The organism is Vibrio sp. QJM3NY_27 (assembly GCF_057785955.1).
In genome coordinates, this window is sequence record NZ_CM173511.1 from 244,233 (window position 1) to 262,391 (window position 18,159).

General features: G+C 43.5%; 17 protein-coding genes. 12 read left to right on the forward strand and 5 right to left on the reverse strand.

Annotated elements, in window-relative coordinates; translation table 11 throughout:
• The 7 genes from AC3CIA_RS01120 to AC3CIA_RS01150 all read left to right on the forward strand — a co-directional run bounded on the left by AC3CIA_RS01120 (position 1) and on the right by AC3CIA_RS01150 (position 7,759).
• Positions 1-819, forward strand: a complete 819-nt coding sequence (locus tag AC3CIA_RS01120) for a glycosyltransferase (protein ID WP_488518396.1) — start codon at positions 1-3, stop codon at positions 817-819.
• 3 nt (positions 820-822) lie between these two features.
• Entirely contained in the window at positions 823-1,656 is an 834-nt protein-coding gene (locus tag AC3CIA_RS01125) for an NAD-dependent epimerase/dehydratase family protein (protein ID WP_488518397.1), read from the forward strand.
• On the forward strand, positions 1,656-2,204 hold the full coding sequence (locus tag AC3CIA_RS01130) for a sugar transferase (RefSeq protein ID WP_488518398.1): 549 nt from the start codon (positions 1,656-1,658) through the stop codon (positions 2,202-2,204). Before AC3CIA_RS01125 ends, AC3CIA_RS01130 begins: the two co-directional genes overlap by 1 nt.
• Positions 2,205-2,510: 306 nt before the next feature.
• Positions 2,511-4,448 carry a polysaccharide biosynthesis protein gene (locus AC3CIA_RS01135; protein WP_488518399.1) on the forward strand — a complete coding sequence of 646 codons (1,938 nt, stop codon included), beginning with the start codon at positions 2,511-2,513 and terminating at the stop codon, positions 4,446-4,448.
• Positions 4,449-4,999: 551 nt separating this feature from the next.
• Entirely contained in the window at positions 5,000-6,532 is a 1,533-nt protein-coding gene (gene gpmM / locus AC3CIA_RS01140) for a 2,3-bisphosphoglycerate-independent phosphoglycerate mutase (protein WP_488518400.1), read from the forward strand.
• 467 nt (positions 6,533-6,999) lie between these two features.
• The gene (locus tag AC3CIA_RS01145) at positions 7,000-7,446 is read left to right on the forward strand and encodes an HI0074 family nucleotidyltransferase substrate-binding subunit (protein WP_017093683.1); all 447 of its coding nucleotides are present in this window, start codon (positions 7,000-7,002) and stop codon (positions 7,444-7,446) included.
• Positions 7,436-7,759, forward strand: a complete 324-nt coding sequence (locus tag AC3CIA_RS01150; RefSeq protein WP_017093684.1) for a nucleotidyltransferase family protein — start codon at positions 7,436-7,438, stop codon at positions 7,757-7,759. The genes AC3CIA_RS01145 and AC3CIA_RS01150 overlap by 11 nt, the downstream gene beginning before the upstream one ends.
• 36 nt (positions 7,760-7,795) lie before the next feature.
• Here the strand turns inward: AC3CIA_RS01150 and AC3CIA_RS01155 are convergent, their stop codons facing one another.
• The 3 genes from AC3CIA_RS01155 to AC3CIA_RS01165 form a co-directional block, all read right to left on the reverse strand.
• A complete protein-coding gene (locus AC3CIA_RS01155) occupies positions 7,796-8,047 on the reverse strand; it encodes a type II toxin-antitoxin system Phd/YefM family antitoxin (protein ID WP_488518401.1) in 252 nt (83 codons plus the stop codon).
• A gap of 112 nt (positions 8,048-8,159) precedes the next feature.
• Positions 8,160-8,642, reverse strand: a complete 483-nt coding sequence (locus AC3CIA_RS01160; protein ID WP_488518402.1) for a methylated-DNA--[protein]-cysteine S-methyltransferase — start codon at positions 8,640-8,642, stop codon at positions 8,160-8,162.
• Between the two features lie 403 nt (positions 8,643-9,045).
• A complete protein-coding gene (locus tag AC3CIA_RS01165; protein WP_488518403.1) occupies positions 9,046-10,389 on the reverse strand; it encodes an MATE family efflux transporter in 1,344 nt (447 codons plus the stop codon).
• Positions 10,390-10,842: 453 nt separating this feature from the next.
• Between AC3CIA_RS01165 and AC3CIA_RS01170 the strand changes: the two genes are divergently transcribed.
• The 5 genes from AC3CIA_RS01170 to AC3CIA_RS01190 all read left to right on the forward strand — a co-directional run bounded on the left by AC3CIA_RS01170 (position 10,843) and on the right by AC3CIA_RS01190 (position 16,302).
• Complete coding sequence (locus tag AC3CIA_RS01170) at positions 10,843-11,133, forward strand: co-chaperone GroES (protein ID WP_004733324.1); 291 nt, start codon at positions 10,843-10,845, stop codon at positions 11,131-11,133.
• A gap of 51 nt (positions 11,134-11,184) precedes the next feature.
• Complete coding sequence (gene groL / locus AC3CIA_RS01175) at positions 11,185-12,831, forward strand: chaperonin GroEL (protein ID WP_488518404.1); 1,647 nt, start codon at positions 11,185-11,187, stop codon at positions 12,829-12,831.
• 418 nt (positions 12,832-13,249) lie between these two features.
• Entirely contained in the window at positions 13,250-13,525 is a 276-nt protein-coding gene (locus tag AC3CIA_RS01180; RefSeq protein ID WP_488518405.1) for a four helix bundle protein, read from the forward strand.
• Positions 13,526-13,944: 419 nt separating this feature from the next.
• Positions 13,945-14,502 (forward strand): VC2662 family protein, encoded by a 558-nt coding sequence (locus AC3CIA_RS01185; RefSeq protein ID WP_017076345.1) that lies wholly within the window; start codon positions 13,945-13,947, stop codon positions 14,500-14,502.
• Between the two features lie 321 nt (positions 14,503-14,823).
• The gene (locus AC3CIA_RS01190) at positions 14,824-16,302 is read left to right on the forward strand and encodes a sensor domain-containing diguanylate cyclase (RefSeq protein ID WP_488518406.1); all 1,479 of its coding nucleotides are present in this window, start codon (positions 14,824-14,826) and stop codon (positions 16,300-16,302) included.
• 141 nt (positions 16,303-16,443) lie between these two features.
• Here AC3CIA_RS01190 and AC3CIA_RS01195 read toward each other — a convergent pair whose 3' ends face one another.
• A complete protein-coding gene (locus tag AC3CIA_RS01195) occupies positions 16,444-16,932 on the reverse strand; it encodes an MgtC/SapB family protein (RefSeq protein WP_488518407.1) in 489 nt (162 codons plus the stop codon).
• Positions 16,933-17,134: 202 nt separating this feature from the next.
• The gene (gene epmB, locus AC3CIA_RS01200) at positions 17,135-18,157 is read right to left on the reverse strand and encodes an EF-P beta-lysylation protein EpmB (RefSeq protein WP_488518408.1); all 1,023 of its coding nucleotides are present in this window, start codon (positions 18,155-18,157) and stop codon (positions 17,135-17,137) included.
• Between the last annotated feature and the right edge of the window lie 2 nt (positions 18,158-18,159).

Below are 18,159 nucleotides of genomic sequence, written 5' to 3' on the forward strand. Positions count from 1 at the left end.
ATGTTCTCAGTTTTGATGAGTGTATATTATAAAGATAACATATCTTTTTTTAAAGATGCAGTATATAGCATTCTAAATCAGACTGTTCAGCCTGAACAATTTGTTTTGGTTTGTGATGGACCTTTAGGTGAACGATATTTAGAAGAAATAAAGATTATCAAAAATAGATTATCAGATTCAACGATTGACTTTGTTGTGGTTCAACTAGAAAAAAACGTTGGTTTAGGTTTGGCTCTTAAAGCCGGGATGTTACATTGCGATCAGGAGTATGTTATACGAATGGATAGTGATGATATTTCAAGACCGGATAGGATTGAATTGACGCAGGAATATATCAAAAAAAAACCATCTATTGATATATTGGGTTCTTATATAGAGGAGTTTAACGATACTCCAGGTGATCTAAATAGACTCCGTAAAGTACCATTATTATTTGAAGATATAGTGTCTTTTGGAAAAAAACGAAATCCAATGAATCACGTGACAGTATGTATGAAAAGAAATAAAGTAATAGAAATTGGTAGTTACGAATCAGTCTTGTTTCATGAGGATTACTATTTGTGGGTTAAGTCGATAATGTCTGGTTTATATATCTCTAATATTGACCGAGTATTAGTCGATGTTCGAGTTGGGAACGATCTTATAGGGCGTAGGAAAGGACTAGCTTATTTTAAATATGAATTTAATTTTGCGAGACAATGCTTAACTACTAACTATTTTGACAAGTACGATCTTATTAAATATTTGTTTCCTAGAATATTTTTGCGACTACTTCCTAAAAGGGTTTTAAGTTTTATATACAAAGGTTTGAGAGCCTAACATATGGAGAATGTAGCTTTAACCGGAAAAACTGGGTTTATTGGGCGTAATCTTCCCACAGATTTCCGAGTGATTGATTTACGACTTCCCAAGAATGAATGGGATCTGACAGGTTGTACTACAATAGTACACTTAGCTGGTTTGGCTCATCATAAGTATTCAGAATCAGAATATCAGTCAATTAATATTGAATTAACGATAGAACTGGCCCGCCACGCTGCAAGTTCGGGTATAAAGCGATTTGTATATCTTAGTACTATGAATATAGGTTGGGTGCAGGAAGACAATAGATATTTTGATATAGCGACAAATAGTAAATACACAGCTGAAAAATCGTTATTAGAATTATCCAACTCTACTGGAATTGAAGTTGTGATAGCCAGAGCTCCTTTAGTATATGGCGTAGATGCACCAGGCAATTTTGGGGCGTTAACTCGGTTAATTGACAAATCCCCATTATTGCCTTTTGGTTTGGTTTGTAATCAACGAGATTTTATTTCTGTTCAAAATCTAGCGCACCTTTTGTCTACTTGTGCCACGCACCCAGAAGCAGCAGGTCACACTTTTCTCGCTTCAGAAAGTGAAACGGTTTCCACCAAAGAGTTTACAAACGCGATAGCAAAAGGCCTAGGTAAAAAAGTCTATCAGCTCCCTGTCCCCGTAAGCCTAATGCGATTCGCTGGGAAGTTACTTGGTAAGTCTGCGATGGTTGAACAGTTGGTTGGTAATTTACAGGTAGATTCATCGGACTTGAAAACAGTGTTAGGTTGGACGCCTCCATATACGATGGAAGAGTCAATGGCACTGTTAAAAGGACATAATAAAGAGAGAAAATAATGATACGTATTTTAGATTTTTTAGCGGCATTTCTCGGTCTGTTGCTCTTATGGCCGATACTTTTAGTTGTTATTGTTATTGGTCTTTTTGATACGGGTTCGCCAATTTTTATTCAAGAACGTGTAGGTCGTAATAAAAAGGCATTTAAGCTAATTAAGTTCCGAACCATGTCGGTTGAGACGAAGTCTGTAGCAAGTCATTTAGCTAGCGATACATCAATTACCAAACTTGGTGGCTTTTTGCGTAAAACTAAAATTGATGAGCTACCGCAATTAATTAATGTTGTGAAAGGTGATATGAGTTTAGTCGGCCCACGCCCTAATCTATTCAATCAAGAAGAATTGATTAGAGAGCGCGACGCACAAGGTGTGTATGATGTTTTACCAGGTGTAACTGGCTTAGCTCAGGTTCAGAACATTGACATGTCTACACCGAAGTTATTGGCTAAAACGGATAAGCAGATGATAGATACGCTAACCTTGAAAGATTACTTCAAATATATCTTGATGACAGCGACGGGCAGTGGCTCTGGTGATGCAGTTAAATGAACTCCATTCTAAGAATGAATCTTTCTCTTTTTGACCCTTGCTCTTCTAATCATTGGCTTAGTGATTTGAGAGTTTCATGCATGAGAGTATTGTTCGTGTAAGATACTGTCTTAATGAGTCACCAATCCCCCAATAGCTTAAAGTGTTCGAATTGTTGGGGTATTTATATCAATAACAAATTAAAGCACGAATGAAATATTCGGGTTATCTTTTGCAAGTTCTCTTTGCGAATTTAAATAATGTTCAACACATCCCACTCATGCAGTTTTTGTGGTTTATTAAATACTCATAAATAAGAATAACTTTATGCAACGTCTAAACTTCATATGGCACCTTTCTCGTTTTAAAAAGCGGGTTATCAGTGTTTCTATTGATGCTTTACTCATTATATTCTCTCTGCACATTGCGCTGTGGACAAGGCTAGGTGATTTCCAATTTTTGAATGATGGCGATAAGTTATTACTGACAGGCTTAACAGTAATAACTACCGTGCTTATTTTTACTAAATTAGGGCTTTATCGCGCAGTACTTAGGTACCTCACCTTTCAAGCATTGTTTGTGGTAACGGCTGGCGCAATATTGTCGGCAATCTCTTTGGCTCTGTTTGCCTATTATCTGCAAGAACCTGTCCCTCGTACGGTGCCTATTATTTACGGTGCTTATTTGGCCTTGTTGTGCGGTGGTTCTCGTTTGGTGGTTCGCAATCTTGTCGCGACGACGTCAAAAGATATTCGTCAAGAAGTGCTTATCTACGGTGCGGGGTCTGGCGGCCGACAATTGGCTGTCGCGTTAAGAGCATCTGAAAACTATCGAGTACGCGCGTTTATTGATGAAGATAAAACGCTCACCAATACCGTTATTTTGGGTTTGCCGGTTATTGATTTGGATAAAACGGAAGGGCTAATTGAAAAGCACGACGTTTCTAAAATCTTGCTTGCGATACCCAGTGCTTCTCGCGCTCGCCGTAAGCAAGTGTTGGAGTTATTGGCGCCACTGCCTGTTGAGATTCAAACCGTTCCTGAAATGGCGGATATTGTGTCAGGTAAAGCGAAAATTGATGAGCTTACCGATGTGCCTATTGAAGATTTGCTCGGCCGTGATGCGGTTGCGCCTCAACAAGCTCTGATGGAAGCCAACATCAAAGGTAAAGTGGTAATGGTGACCGGTGCTGGCGGCTCTATTGGTTCTGAACTTTGTCGTCAAATCCTTAAACAACAACCTAAAACATTAGTGCTGTTTGAAGTCTCTGAGTTTGGCTTATACCAAATTGATCGCGAGCTTTCGCTGGTCAAAGAAACCAAAGGTTATGAAGTGGAGATCGTACCACTATTAGGTTCGGTACAACGAACACATCGCTTGTTAACCTCAATGCAGTCTTTTGGTGTGCAGACGGTTTATCATGCCGCGGCTTATAAACACGTTCCTCTTGTCGAGTATAACGTTGTCGAAGGTGTGCGTAATAATGTTTACGGCACTTACTATACGGCTAAAGCGGCGATTGAAGCGGGTGTTGAATCCTTTGTGCTTATCTCGACAGACAAAGCGGTACGCCCAACTAACGTAATGGGTACCACCAAGCGTATGGCGGAATTAGGCCTGCAAGCTTTGGCTGAGCAAGAGAACCAAAAAGAGCACGGCACACGTTTCTGTATGGTTCGTTTTGGTAATGTGCTGGGATCGTCTGGTTCGGTCATTCCTCTGTTTAAAAGGCAGATAAAAGCCGGTGGTCCACTCACTGTTACCCACCGTGATATTACCCGTTTCTTTATGACCATCCCTGAAGCGGCGCAATTGGTGATTCAGGCGGGTGCGATGGGTAAAGGCGGTGATGTTTTCGTTCTTGATATGGGTGAATCGGTCAAAATCACAGACCTTGCAGCAAACTTGATCAATCTTTCAGGGCTTTCTGTTAAGAATGAAGAGAACCCTCATGGTGATATTGAGATCCAGTTCTCTGGCCTACGCCCTGGTGAGAAGCTCTATGAAGAGTTGTTGATTGGCGATAATGTCGCTCCAACCGCTCATGAGCGAATCATGACGGCACAAGAAGTGTTCTTACCGATTAATGAATATGACACGCTACTTGAATCTTTGGATTTCGCTTGTCACAACCTACAACATGATGCGATTCGCCAGCTTCTTCTCGATGCACCAACCGGGTTTAAGCCGACAGATGGGGTGGGGGATTTGGTTTGGAATGCTGCTCAGTACAAAGAGACGCTCCTTCTAGAACCTAGAACCTAGAACCTAGAACCTAGACCGATATTGGGTTCGGTGATGTGAATTATGACCTTCCGTTAGCGTGTTTTTTACACAATTCTTTCGAAGGTGTTCTGTTTATTGTCCATAATTACTATTAGCTTTAATAGCGATATGAGGCAGTAATCATGATAATAGATATTTCATCTAATCAAGAAATTGAAGAAAGTTTGGATCAAATATTGTGGGATGATTTTAGCTTTCAATATGTTACCAACAAAACCACAGTGATAGAGCAACCGGTGGTGCATGATCTAAAGTCACAGGACGATGATGAAGATCATGACACTGAAATTAATCTTCTAAACTGAAGAACCGAGAGTTTATTGTGGTTCCGCTTTTTCAATGTAGATGTAGGGATATAAATTTTCATATCCCTACTTTACGCCCTCCTAAAATGACGCTTTTTTTCACATTCGATCATCCTACCTGCGCCCTTTCTTGATCTTCCACTACAGTTTTGACTGTAAACTGTAGTAAAATTACGCTAATTTGTTTTTATACCGATTTATTTTGAATTGAACGAGGTCAGTCCTATGTCAGCTAAGAAGCCAATGGCTCTAGTGATCCTTGACGGTTACGGTTACCGTGAAGACAACCAAGACAACGCTATCGCGAACGCTAATACACCTGTATTAGACGGTCTTATTGCTAACCAACCTAACACGCTAATCTCGGCTTCTGGCTTAGATGTAGGCCTACCTGATGGCCAAATGGGTAACTCTGAAGTGGGTCACACCAACATCGGTGCGGGTCGCGTGGTATACCAAGATTTAACGCGCATTACTAAATCAATCGCAGATGGCGAGTTCGGTCAAACTGAAGCGCTAGTAAATGCTGTAGATAAAGCGGTTAAAGCAGACAAAGCCGTGCACATCATGGGCCTTATGTCTCCAGGTGGCGTTCACTCTCATGAAGATCACATCTACGCGGCTGTTGAAATGGCAGCAGAGCGTGGCGCAGAGAAAATCTACCTACACGCATTCCTAGACGGTCGTGATACGCCGCCACGTAGCGCAGAAAACACATTAGCGCGTTTCCAAGATCTATTCGCTAAACTAGGCAAAGGCCGTGTGGCTTCGCTTATTGGTCGTTACTACGCCATGGACCGTGATAACAACTGGGATCGCGTTCAAGAATCTTACGACCTGCTTACTCAAGCGAAAGGTGACTTCACGTTTGATACAGCCGTTGCTGGCCTAGAAGCGGCTTACGCTCGTGATGAAAACGATGAGTTTGTAAAAGCGACTGAAATCAAAGCAGAAGGCGAAGAATCAGCAGCTATCGTTGATGGCGATGCGGTTATCTTCATGAACTACCGTGCTGACCGTGCTCGTGAAATCACACGTGCGTTCGTGCCTAACTTCGACGGTTTTGAGCGTAACGTATTCCCAGCGATCGATTTCGTGATGCTGACTCAATACGCTGCAGACATCCCACTTCTATGTGCATTCCCACCGGCTTCTCTAGAGAACACTTATGGTGAATGGCTATCAAAAGAAGGCAAAACGCAGCTACGTATCTCTGAAACAGAGAAATACGCGCACGTGACGTTCTTCTTCAACGGCGGTAAAGAAGACGAGTTTGAAGGCGAAGAGCGTCAGCTTGTTGCTTCTCCAAAAGTAGCAACGTACGACCTACAGCCAGAAATGAGCGCACCAGAGCTTACTGAAAAGCTTGTTGCTGCGATCAAAGGCGGCAAATACGACGCTATCGTTTGTAACTTCCCTAACTGTGACATGGTTGGCCACACTGGCGTTTACGATGCAGCGGTTAAAGCCGTAGAGTCGCTAGACGAATGTCTGGGTAAAGTAGTTGAAGCAATCAAAGAAGCCGATGGCCAACTGCTTATCACAGCGGACCACGGTAACGCGGAAATGATGGTAAACCCAGAAACGGGCGGCATCCACACGGCGCACACTAACCTACCAGTGCCACTTATCTATGTAGGCAGCAAAAACGTTGAGTTCAAAGAAGGCGGTAAGCTGTCTGACCTTGCACCAACGATGCTTTCTCTGTCTGGTATCGCAATTCCGGCTGAAATGTCAGGTGAAGTGATCGTTAAATAGCTTTTAACTTTCATCGAATACTAGAACGGCTGCACGCGAGTGTGGCCGTTTTTTTGTATCTGGAATTTGAGTATAGATACGGGATGCGAGTAAACGAGATACGAAGAGCTTAAGAGCAGATGGGTGGTATGGGTAAACGAGATGCGAAGAGCTTAAGGGCGGATCCGGGATTCGGGTAAGCGAGTATCGAAGAGCTTAAGGGCGGATCCGGGATTCGGGTAAGCGAGTATCGAAGAGCTTAAGGGCTGGTGCATGATGCGAGTAAACGGGGTTCGAAGAGCTTAAGGCAGGTATTGGGTGAGAAAAACATGCAGGATACAGGTAGGGGAGAACAGAAGGACACGACCTTAAACAAAAGACGAAAAGAACGGCCTTGATATATATCGAAAGAGTGACATTTCTTGAATGATTAGGTAGCTTAAGGCTCATACTATACTTGTCTTTTACCTTATCCCTAGGCTGTTTATATGAACTCAAACCCAGACCGTTGGAAGCAACGACTGCAAAACTTAATGAAAGCGCAGCAAAGGCTTGAGAGAGCGTGCTCACAAGATAGCTACAATGAGTTAGAGCTCGCTGGGTTAGTACAAACTTTTGAATTTTCTTTCGAACTTACATGGAAGACCCTTAAAGACTTACTTGAGTTTGAAGGGTTTGATGTGGCTTCGCCGAGGAGCGTTTTTCGTACAGCCTTAGAAGCTAAGCACCTATCTTCGGAGCAGTGTGAGATCATGCTTGAAGCACTCATAAAACGAAATTTATTGTCCCACACCTATGATGAGGAAAATGTCCTTGAAGCTCAGTCACTGATCTTAGAGTCATTTTCACCAGTGATAGGGCAAGTCACACTCTATTTAAAGCTTAAATGTGATCAAGAGGGTCAATGCGAACAAGAGGTTAAATGTGATCGATAGTTATTTGGTTAGCCCAGGCTCTGTCGGCCTTAAGCCTCATCAATATCAGCTGATTGAGGATGTTGTTTTGAACCATGCTTCAGTCATTCATGCCTGGGTGTTTGGTTCTAGAGCCCTTGGAACTTATAAAGATAACTCTGACATCGATATTGTTATCGAGGGGGACGGTATTTCGTTAAGTGTCGTCGCAGGCTTGCAAGATCGTTTAGAACAATCGTCACTTCCATTCAAGGTTGACTTGCTCGTTAAGCATAGAATTACATCGAATGAGCTACTTGCCCATATTGACACCTATGGGATTAAACTCAAATAATCGAGCGTATTTTTATTAGTGTATCGATGATGTTGATTATTGAACCGATTGTTTACGCTTTGCCAGTTTATCTCGAACCTGAGTACCTGAATTGACTCGGCCATGTTTTTTATCATCAATAGAAAACGATAATAGTTTCATTAGCGCTATAGCTTCTTCTCTACGCTTTCGATCTTCATAAGATTCAATCGTATAAGCGGGTTTACCATTTTGAGTAATGGTCATAGGCTCCGATAAATCGAGGTTAGCCGCGTGCTTTTTTAAGTAACTTATCGTTTTAGTGGGCATTATCATTATCATTATCTCTTCATATTAAATTTTAAATATAGACTGTGTTGTCTGGTGATAATGGCGCTTCTTGATGGTGAAACTTTATATTGTTTGCCTAACGAGATAAGGTTTATAGCGTTTTATCTACAACCGAACGCTCCAAATCCAACAACCATTCTTTGCGGTTCATGCCGCCAGTGTAGCCCGTTAATGTACCGTTCGCCCCAATCACTCGATGGCAGGGGACAACAATGCTAAACGGGTTTTTACCGTTCGCACCACCGACGGCCCTTACGGCTTTCGGGTTATCCATTCTTTTCGCTTGTTCACCGTAGCTGATGGTTTCCCCATAAGGGATACTGGTCAATGCGACCCATGCTTTAAGTTGAAAATCGGTACCTCTGGGTTCTAAAGGTAAGTCAAAATGGGTGCGTTGGCCTGCAAAGTATTCGTCTAACTGTTTCGCCGCCAGTTGGCAAAGTTCATCTGGATTGCTAGTCATTAGCTCTTCGTGATTTACATGGTCAATTTCAATAAGCGATACACCATTACTCACAATGATCATCTTGCCAATCGGTGCGTCATAAAGCATTTTGTAAGTGGTGCCTTCCATGTCATCTTCCTTCTTCTAGTCTTTTTCTGTTCTCAAGCTCTTCGAATCTCGATACTCGAATCTCTCATCTGCTCTTAAATCTTTTCGCATCCCGATTACTCGAATCTCGTATCTGCTCTTATATCTTTTCGCATCCCGATTACTCGAATCTCGTATCTGCTCTTATATCTTTTCGCATCCCGATTACTCGAATTTCGTATCTGCTCTTAAATCTTTTCGCATCCTGATTAGTCGAATCTCGTATCTGCTCTTATATCTTTCCGCATCCCGATTACCCGAATCTCGCATCTGCTCTTACATTTTTTCGCATCTCGGTTACCCGAATCTCGCATCTGCTCTTATATCTTTTCGCATCTCGGTTACTCGAATCTCGAATCTGCTCTTATATCTTTTCGTATCCCGATTACTCGCATCCCGCATCTGCTTTCCCCCTAATACGAAGCGCAAACAAGTACCCAGAAATACCGCCCATGATGTTTCCTAGTGCTAAGCCAACAAACATCCCTTCGACACCATCGACTTGGCTGCCTATCCACGCAAAGGGCAAGGTGAATACAAACAGGCGCATGAAGCTCCATTGGAATGCTTTAAGTGGTTGATGCATCGCGTTCATCGCGCTGATCAGCATCATTACAATACCTTGGAACCCATAGCTAAACGGGACAACTAATAAGTAGTGCCACAAGATGCCTCGCACGGATTCTTCTTGAGAAAATAGGGCGGCTAAAGGGATGCTCAATGGCACCATCATTAAGAAAATCAAACCTTGGAACATCACGGCAAAGCGCATGCTTAAGAACAGAGCCTTGAAACTACGCTGTGGGTTATCAGCGCCAAAGTTTTGCGCCATGAAAGGCGTGAGGGCAGAAGTTAGAGACATCAACACGATGATCAAAATCGATTCAATACGCTGGGCAGCCCCGTAAGCCGCTACGGCTTCTGTCCCTTGTTTGGCTAACATCATCATGATAATGGCGCCAGCAATTGGGTTCAGGGCATTGGAAAGGGCGGCGGGTGTGCCGATGGTTAAGATCTGTTTCCAGTCATCGATGAGTTTTTTTAGTTTGGGCGGAGCAAGTAGCTTTTCTCGTATGGTTAATACATACAGTGAGCCACACAACGCACCAAACCAACTGAATCCGCTAGCAATGGCTGCGCCTTGAATCCCTAATTCCGGGAAAGGCCCATAACCGAAGATCAGCAGCGGGTCGAGAATGCCGTTAATAAGGCCGGCCAGCATCATGATCTTAGCGGGTGTTTTGGTGTCGCCGCTCGCTCGTATCGCGCTGTTGCCTGCCATTGGTATAACAAGCAGTGGTATCGCTAAATACCAGACTGTCATGTATTCAGATATGAGTGGCAGTAATTCAGGTTCAGCACCTAATAGAGTAAACATAGGCTCTAGCGTGAAAAGCCCTAGTGTCGATGCAAAACCAACAAGCAGCACAGCAAGCAATAAACCGTGGCAGGTAAAACGAGCTGCATTTTGCGCGCAGCCTTGGCCAAGCAACCGTCCGATACATGTCGACAAGCCAATGCCTATACCCATAGTAATGCAGTTGATGGCGAAGGTGACAGGGAAGGTAAAGCTCACCGCTGCGAGTGCTTGTGTGCCGAGCAATGAGATAAAGAAAGTATCGACAAGGTTAAACATCAAGATCGCCACCATACCGAATATGGTCGGTATGGTCATGGTACGCAATGTACTCTCAATTGGGGCGGTTAATAGCCCGTGCTTATCTTGCATGTAAAACGCCGATTGAAACCAAAACCGTAGGATAAACAGATGCGGGCGGGAAGGGAATAGCTTAAAGAGCAGATACGAGATGCGAGTAATCGGGATACGAAGAGCTTAAAAGCAGAAGCGGGATTCGAGTAAGCGAGATGCGAAGAGCTTAAAAGCAGATACGAGATGCGGGTAAACGAGTATCGAAGAGCTAAAAGCGGAGAAAAGAAAAGCAGCCTTCTTTTGCTTAACCCCCTGACATTTACACAGGATTATTCGCAGGGGGCGTTTTTGCTTTTCGTATCTCGCATCCCGTTTACTCGCATCTGCTCTTACTTGCTCTTATCTGCTCATTGGATCACAATTTTTATCTTTTCCCCCTTGGGTTCTTTCACATCGCCCCAACATACTGATTAACCCATGCCAATTGTGGCAACTATCATATTAAATGGAAATTATCAGGAGATACGACCGATGAATATCCGTCCTCTACACGACCGAGTTATCGTTGAGCGCCAAGAAGTTGAATCTAAGTCTGCTGGTGGCATCGTTCTAACTGGTTCTGCCGCTGAAAAATCAACGCGCGGTACTATTCTAGCTGTCGGCAAAGGCCGCATTTTAGAAAATGGTTCAGTACAACCATTGGACGTTAAAGTTGGCGATACTGTTATCTTTTCTGAAGGCTACGGCACTAAAACTGAAAAGATCGACGGCAAAGAAGTTCTGATCATGTCTGAAAACGACATCATGGCGATCGTTGAGTAATCCGCGCCACACATTGAACTGATTTAATAAAGAATTTTAAAGGAAATTAAGATGGCTGCTAAAGACGTTAAATTTGGTAACGACGCACGTATTAAAATGCTAGAAGGTGTAAACGTTCTGGCTGACGCAGTAAAAGTAACGCTAGGTCCTAAAGGCCGTAACGTTGTTCTAGACAAATCATTTGGCGCACCGACTATCACTAAAGATGGTGTTTCAGTTGCACGTGAAATCGAACTTGAAGACAAGTTCCAAAACATGGGCGCACAAATGGTTAAAGAAGTGGCTTCGCAAGCGAATGACGCGGCGGGCGACGGAACAACTACAGCAACAGTATTGGCTCAGTCTATTATCGCTGAAGGCCTAAAAGCGGTTGCTGCTGGCATGAACCCAATGGATCTTAAGCGCGGCATCGACAAAGCGGTTATCGCGGCTGTTGAAGAGCTGAAGAACCTTTCTGTTCCTTGTTCAGACACGAAAGCTATCGCGCAAGTAGGTACTATCTCTGCGAACTCTGATTCGACAGTAGGTAACATCATTGCTGAAGCGATGGAAAAAGTAGGTCGTGATGGCGTTATCACGGTTGAAGAAGGTCAGGCTCTACAAGACGAGCTAGACGTAGTTGAAGGTATGCAGTTTGACCGCGGTTACCTATCTCCTTACTTCATCAACAACCAAGAAGCCGGTTCTGTTGATCTGGATAGCCCGTTCATTCTTCTTATCGACAAGAAAGTTTCGAACATCCGTGAACTTCTTCCGACTCTAGAAGCAGTTGCTAAGGCATCTCGTCCACTTCTTATCATCGCTGAAGATGTAGAAGGCGAAGCGCTGGCAACTCTTGTTGTGAACAACATGCGTGGCATCGTTAAAGTGGCTGCTGTTAAAGCCCCTGGTTTCGGCGACCGTCGTAAATCTATGCTGCAAGACATCGCTATCCTAACGGGCGGCACGGTTATCTCTGAAGAGATCGGCCTAGACCTTGAGAAAGTAACGCTAGAAGACCTAGGTCAAGCTAAGCGCATTACGATCACTAAAGAAAACTCAACCATCATCGATGGTGCGGGTAATGAAGACATGATCAAAGGTCGTGTTTCTCAAATTCGTCAACAAATCGAAGATGCAACGTCTGACTACGATAAAGAAAAACTTCAAGAGCGCGTAGCTAAGCTAGCTGGCGGTGTTGCAGTAATCAAAGTTGGCGCTGCGACTGAAGTTGAGATGAAAGAGAAGAAAGACCGCGTAGAAGATGCACTTCACGCAACTCGCGCTGCTGTTGAAGAAGGTGTGGTTGCTGGTGGTGGTGTTGCACTTATCCGCGCTGCGTCTAAAGTTGCTGGCCTTGAAGGCGACAACGAAGAGCAAAACGTAGGTATCCGCGTTGCACTACGTGCAATGGAAGCGCCTATCCGTCAAATCACAACCAATGCTGGTGATGAAGAATCAGTTGTTGCTAACAATGTTCGTGCTGGCGAAGGTAACTACGGTTACAACGCGGCTACTGGCGAATACGGCGATATGATTGAGATGGGTATTCTTGACCCAACTAAAGTGACTCGTTCTGCACTTCAGTTCGCAGCATCAGTTGCTGGTCTTATGATCACAACAGAAGCGATGATCACAGACAAGCCTCAAGATTCTGGCCCTGCAATGCCTGATATGGGTGGCATGGGCGGTATGGGTGGTATGGGCGGCATGATGTAATCATCCCCCTTTCTCGTAACAGAGAAAGCTATACATAAGCTTTAGAACGGAGACCTCGGTCTCCGTTTTTGTTTTTGAAGAGCAGATACGAGATGCGAGTAATCGGGATGAGAAGAGCTTTAAGGGCAGATACGAGATACGGGTAATCGAGATACGAAGAGCTTGAAAAGCAGATGAGAGATGTGGGTAATCGCGATACGAAGAGCTTGAAAGGCAGATGAGAGAGACGAGTAAGCGAAATTTGAGAAGATAAAAGCATAGAATCTGAACTGTCTCTAACTTGGTTCTTTATTAATACTTTTCTACGATGTTCTTTTGAGATGATTAGGTTTTCGGTCTTTAGGTAGAAATTGTGCTTTATAGAAAACTTGATGTTTGGCAACGAAGTCGGCAGTTATCGATAAATGTTTATCGGGGAATGTCTATATGCAGAGATTTTGGTTTTAAAGATCAGATTACTCGCAGTGCTTTATCTGTACCTAGCAATATTGCTGAAGGTTGTGAGCGAAAGTCTCTTAAAGAGCGTAAGCACTTCTTTGCAATCGCGAAGGGCTCAATCGGTGAGTTTGCAACACAAGCTGATATAGGCGTTGAAGTCGGATTTATTCCTAGGGACGTTGGTGAGCTGTGGCAATCTGAAGCGCTTCAAATCTCACGCATGTTAGGAGCTTTAATCAAGTCACTAGAACAATAACTTCCCCTTCTTCTTGCTTAATAAACTCGCTGTTATGTTTTGGTCTTTCACCTCCGCTCTTTGCTTTTCGCATCTCGTTCACTCGAATCCCGCATCTGCTCTTTGCTTTTCGCATCTCGTTCACTCGAATCCCGCATCTGCTCTTTGCCTTTCGCACCTCGTTCACTCGTATCTCTAATCTGCTTTTAGTCTTTTCGCATCTTGCCACTCGAATCCCTCATCTGCTTTTATTCTTTTCGCATCTCGTTACTCGCATCCCGCATCTGCTCTTAACCATTGCTCTTTATGATTTTGCGTCTTATATTCAACAGTACAGTTATGACATTGATCTAACATGGATAGCTGTTGAATAAAGGATAATAAATGCTTGATTGAAAATGGATTAATCAAGTCAACAATAAGTCAGTGGAGACTCCCCAATGAAAAAACTACTTTCAGTACTTGCTGTTTCTGCAGCGGTAATGGCGCCAGCAGCATTTGCTTCTTCGCCTGTTATGTTCTCAACGATCAACGGTTTTAACGCACCCGATTCAGATGCGGTTGGCGGTGTACGTGTTGCGTTGCTTCATGGGCAAGTGAATGACGTTAAAGGTGTCGACCTTGCTATTATTGGTATGTCAGAGACGCAAACGACGACAGGTGTAAACTTGGGTATTTTTGGTGCGCATAAAGTAAACCAAGAAATGACCGGTGCTTCACTGGGTATATTCAACTGGAACCCTGGAAAAACGACAGGTTTGAACTTGGGTGCAGTTAACATCACTAATGATGTAAAAGGCGCGAACGTGAGTTTTGTTAACTATTCTGAAGGCGACACTTTGGTTGATGTTGGTGCGGCTAACCTTTCAGAAGTGTCTACGGTCCAGGTTGGTATCTTCAACAAAACAACGAAGATTGAAGGCGTGCAAATTGGCTTGATCAACTGTGCTGATAACGGCTTCTTCCCGTGCTTCCCAATTGTAAACTTCGCTAAATAGAACATGAATTTCACGAAATAAAACACGGTTGAGCCTCTAGATTCACTATTGGTGAGTTAAGCGATTTATTAGTGTTCAAACCTATCAATGCCTAAATTCTTTTGTTTAGGCATTATTCTTTTGTTTAGGCATTATTCTTTTGTTTAAGCATTGTTCTTTTGTTTAGACACTGTTCTTTTGTTGAAGCTCTGTTGTTTCAATCCCCTTTCCGATTTACCTACCTCAAATTAGTTAATAAGCACTTGGTTTTATACTTTCTATTGCAGTATTTTTACTTATAAGTACAATGTGCGCTAAAATCACAACGTCGACTTATATGCTTTGATAAAACACCATACCATCGATTTTAAAAAGGCTTTCTTAAGCCTTACCGCCAGTTTTTTAGTCGTTTTGGGCTTATTGCTCGTTGATTCAGCGGAAGAATCAGATAAACAGTATGGAATCGAAAACCAAGGTGTCACGCGCTCTCTTGCTGAGCTCACAAAGATCATTAATGCCCTTGAATACAACATCACGGCACTTTACCCACTGCATGGCGATACTTATGTGTTCTCGCATGAAAAAAAGGTAGAGGGTGAGACATGCTATTTCATCAGTGAGGAGCAACAAGCCCCTCGTTTTGACTTCATGTTCTCCGGCCCTAGCGAAATGTGTGATCCGAAGTCAGAGCTTAACTCGGAAGCCGGTAAGCGCTTATTCATCGCTCCAACCATGGCTTATTTTGCCAATACTATTGATACCATCTCTGCGATTTATTTTATCTCGAAAGAGAAGTTTATTATCTCTTCGCCTTCTGATTTTGCCCGCACGATTAAGGGCGATACCTTTGATTCTGTGGTGAACAGTCGTCCATACTGGGTGAATACGATTCGTTTTGGCTTAGCGCAAGGTCAAGACCAAGTTGTCTATACGGGCCAATATGATGATTACCTGACGGGTAAAAAAGTCGTGACGTTAACCAAAGGCATTTACGTTAATGGTGAGTTTAAAGGGGTATTGGGTGTCGATGGCTATGTCTCTAACCTCGTATCGAACCCTACTCATGGTTATAAAGTCACCAGTACTCGAGGCGCAAACAAGTACGGGGTTATGGACTTTACCTATTCCAAGCCTTTGTATGTTGATGACATTAACACTCAGTTATATCTCAGTATTGAAGAAGAGAAGAGCGAGCACTTTCTGCATGTATTGGAGATGGAGAAGATTCAGCTTTCGATACTGTTTGTTTTGTATTTGCTCTCGGTTTTATGGCTATGGCGTTTTTATACAAGACAAGAACACCAGCGTTTGAATGACCTAGCAATGTGCGACCCATTAACTGGTTTACTGAATCGACGCGGCTTTGAAGCTCGATTACTGGCTCAGGACGAACAGCCGATTATTGGTGTTGGGGTGTTTGATATCGATGATTTTAAAGTGGTTAATGACCGCTATGGCCACAAAACAGGGGACGAGGTGATTTGCCATGTGGCTCAGTTGATGCTGAACAGCGTTAGGCAGCAAGATATCGTGGCACGGTTTGGTGGTGAAGAGTTTGTTGTCGCGATCACGGGTGAATCATCTGAATTGCTTTCATCGATTTTTCAACGGATTCAAAATGACATTAGCCTGCAAAGTTACCGATGTCCGACGGGTGATAAGGTGAATATTTCTGTTTCTGGGGGAGCGACGCTCTATTCTCTGTACAAGTTCGATAGTGTCGGGCACTTGTGGGAAAACCAGAGTATTCGTTCGTCTGATGAACAGCTTTATAAGGCGAAAACCGCGGGTAAGAATCAAGTGTGTATTCACGTGCATTAAGCGCTTGTCTAAAAACTCAAAGCCTAGTCGTTTGACTAGGCTTCTTTTTCGTTTCTAAGAATTCGTCTCTAAGAATTTTCCTCTAAGAAATCGAATCTAAGGACAAAATGTCTTTAAGATAAACGCATCTAAAATTAGAGGTTACTTCTTCACGCGACCTTTATTCATCCACTTCTGATGCACACCACGACGCAGGCTTTGGAAACTGTTTTCCACCTTGTCGACACCAAGCAGTATCACAAGCGCCATTAGAGTGATGATGACAGACTGAGAAAGGTGTCCTAAGGCAATCATCATGCCTAATGCTGCGAGTACCCAGATAATCGCGGCTGAAGTGACGCCATGAATCTTGCCATCCAATGTCATCATTACCCCGGCCCCAAGAAATCCCACCCCCGTTATTATCTGACCAAGCACACGGGCTTGATCGAGTGTGTTGGGAGATAAGCTAATCGCCATGGTGAGAAAGAAATAAGTACCGCTGATAATCAAAATGGAGGTTCGTATTCCAACGGGTTTACCGCGGGTTTGCCTTTCGATTCCGATTAATGATCCACACAGCATACATGCTGCGAGGCCTGCCCAGCTAAAGGGGGCAAGGTTGAGAGTTTGTTCTATAAATTGTGTCATATCACCCCTCCTAAAAATTTAGAATAGAGCCGAGTATGCTAATAATAGACCGGACGATCGAACAAAAACTTTTTGTCTTAACGATTGGATTGTCTGCTTAAGGTTTAACAGCCGGTGGTGGTCAACGAGAAGGTAGGGGAGTTTTCTTTTGTCGCTTCTTGATGTTTAAGACGATAAGAAGCGACGATTATTCCAGATAGGGTTATTCAATGTGTAGATCGAGTGGCGTCTTGCTGCTACGGCCGCCAATCTCGCGAGTTAACTTAGGTACGAGGTAGCCAGAAATCTCAGAGATCAAACCCTTAAAGTGCATCTTTGCTTCTTCATCGGAGATATAGAAGTGAGCGGCGCCCTGAACTTTATCAAGTACATGCATATAGTAAGGTAAAACACCGGCATCGAATAGCTTTTCGCTTAATTCTTTCAAAGAGTTAGCGCTATTGTTAACGCCTTTTAGCATCACCCCCTGATTAAGCAGAGTCGCCCCAGTTAGCTTTAGCTTATGAAAGGCTTGTTTGAGTTCTAAATTGATTTCATTGGCGTGATTGATATGACTGACCATCACCACGTTGAGGCGAGTTCGAGCTAACAATTGGCATAGCTCATCCGTCACTCGAGCAGGGATCACAACCGGTAATCGGCTATGAATTCGAACGGTTTTTACATGCGGAATCTGTTCGATGGCATTGATCAGCCATTCGAGTTCGCTGTCTTTGGCCATTAAAGGGTCGCCACCGGATAAGATAACTTCGTTGATCTCTGGATGAGTGGCTACATAGTCGAGGCTGGTTTGCCACACAGACTTCGAGCCCTTGTTATCTTGATAAGGGAAATGACGGCGGAAGCAGTAGCGGCAGTTTACAGCGCACCCCCCTTTTACAATCATCAGTGCGCGGTTTTTGTATTTATGCAGCAGTCCAGGAATCGCGTTTTCTTGCTCTTCTAATGGGTCGGCTGAATAGCCTTGATGAACCTCGAACTCTTCATTGAGTGGTAACACCTGACGCAATAGAGGGTCGTGTGGGTTGCCTTTTTCCATTCGTTCTACAAAGCTTAAGGGAACTCGAAGTGAAAACAGCTCACGTGCCGCGAATCCGTTTTGCCACGGTGTTGGGTCTATTTCCAATGCTTGAAGCAGTTTTGTCGGGTCAGAGATCGCATTCGATAGTTGTTTGAGCCAGTTTTGCTCAACAGATTCGACTTTTCGGGTTATGATATGCGGCATTG

Bases quoted from the DNA above. Each gene is read 5' to 3' on its own strand.
- AC3CIA_RS01120 (WP_488518396.1), top strand. From the start codon at position 1: ATGTTCTCAGTTTTGATGAGTGTATATTATAAAGATAACATATCTTTT.
- AC3CIA_RS01125 (WP_488518397.1), top strand. From the start codon at position 823: ATGGAGAATGTAGCTTTAACCGGAAAAACTGGGTTTATTGGGCGTAAT.
- AC3CIA_RS01130 (WP_488518398.1), top strand. From the start codon at position 1,656: ATGATACGTATTTTAGATTTTTTAGCGGCATTTCTCGGTCTGTTGCTC.
- AC3CIA_RS01135 (WP_488518399.1), top strand. From the start codon at position 2,511: ATGCAACGTCTAAACTTCATATGGCACCTTTCTCGTTTTAAAAAGCGG.
- gpmM (WP_488518400.1), top strand. From the start codon at position 5,000: ATGTCAGCTAAGAAGCCAATGGCTCTAGTGATCCTTGACGGTTACGGT.
- AC3CIA_RS01145 (WP_017093683.1), top strand. From the start codon at position 7,000: ATGAACTCAAACCCAGACCGTTGGAAGCAACGACTGCAAAACTTAATG.
- AC3CIA_RS01155 (WP_488518401.1), bottom strand. From the start codon at position 8,047: ATGCCCACTAAAACGATAAGTTACTTAAAAAAGCACGCGGCTAACCTC.
- AC3CIA_RS01160 (WP_488518402.1), bottom strand. From the start codon at position 8,642: ATGGAAGGCACCACTTACAAAATGCTTTATGACGCACCGATTGGCAAG.
- AC3CIA_RS01165 (WP_488518403.1), bottom strand. From the start codon at position 10,389: ATGCAAGATAAGCACGGGCTATTAACCGCCCCAATTGAGAGTACATTG.
- AC3CIA_RS01170 (WP_004733324.1), top strand. From the start codon at position 10,843: ATGAATATCCGTCCTCTACACGACCGAGTTATCGTTGAGCGCCAAGAA.
- groL (WP_488518404.1), top strand. From the start codon at position 11,185: ATGGCTGCTAAAGACGTTAAATTTGGTAACGACGCACGTATTAAAATG.
- AC3CIA_RS01180 (WP_488518405.1), top strand. From the start codon at position 13,250: ATGTCTATATGCAGAGATTTTGGTTTTAAAGATCAGATTACTCGCAGT.
- AC3CIA_RS01185 (WP_017076345.1), top strand. From the start codon at position 13,945: ATGAAAAAACTACTTTCAGTACTTGCTGTTTCTGCAGCGGTAATGGCG.
- AC3CIA_RS01195 (WP_488518407.1), bottom strand. From the start codon at position 16,932: ATGACACAATTTATAGAACAAACTCTCAACCTTGCCCCCTTTAGCTGG.
- epmB (WP_488518408.1), bottom strand. From the start codon at position 18,157: ATGCCGCATATCATAACCCGAAAAGTCGAATCTGTTGAGCAAAACTGG.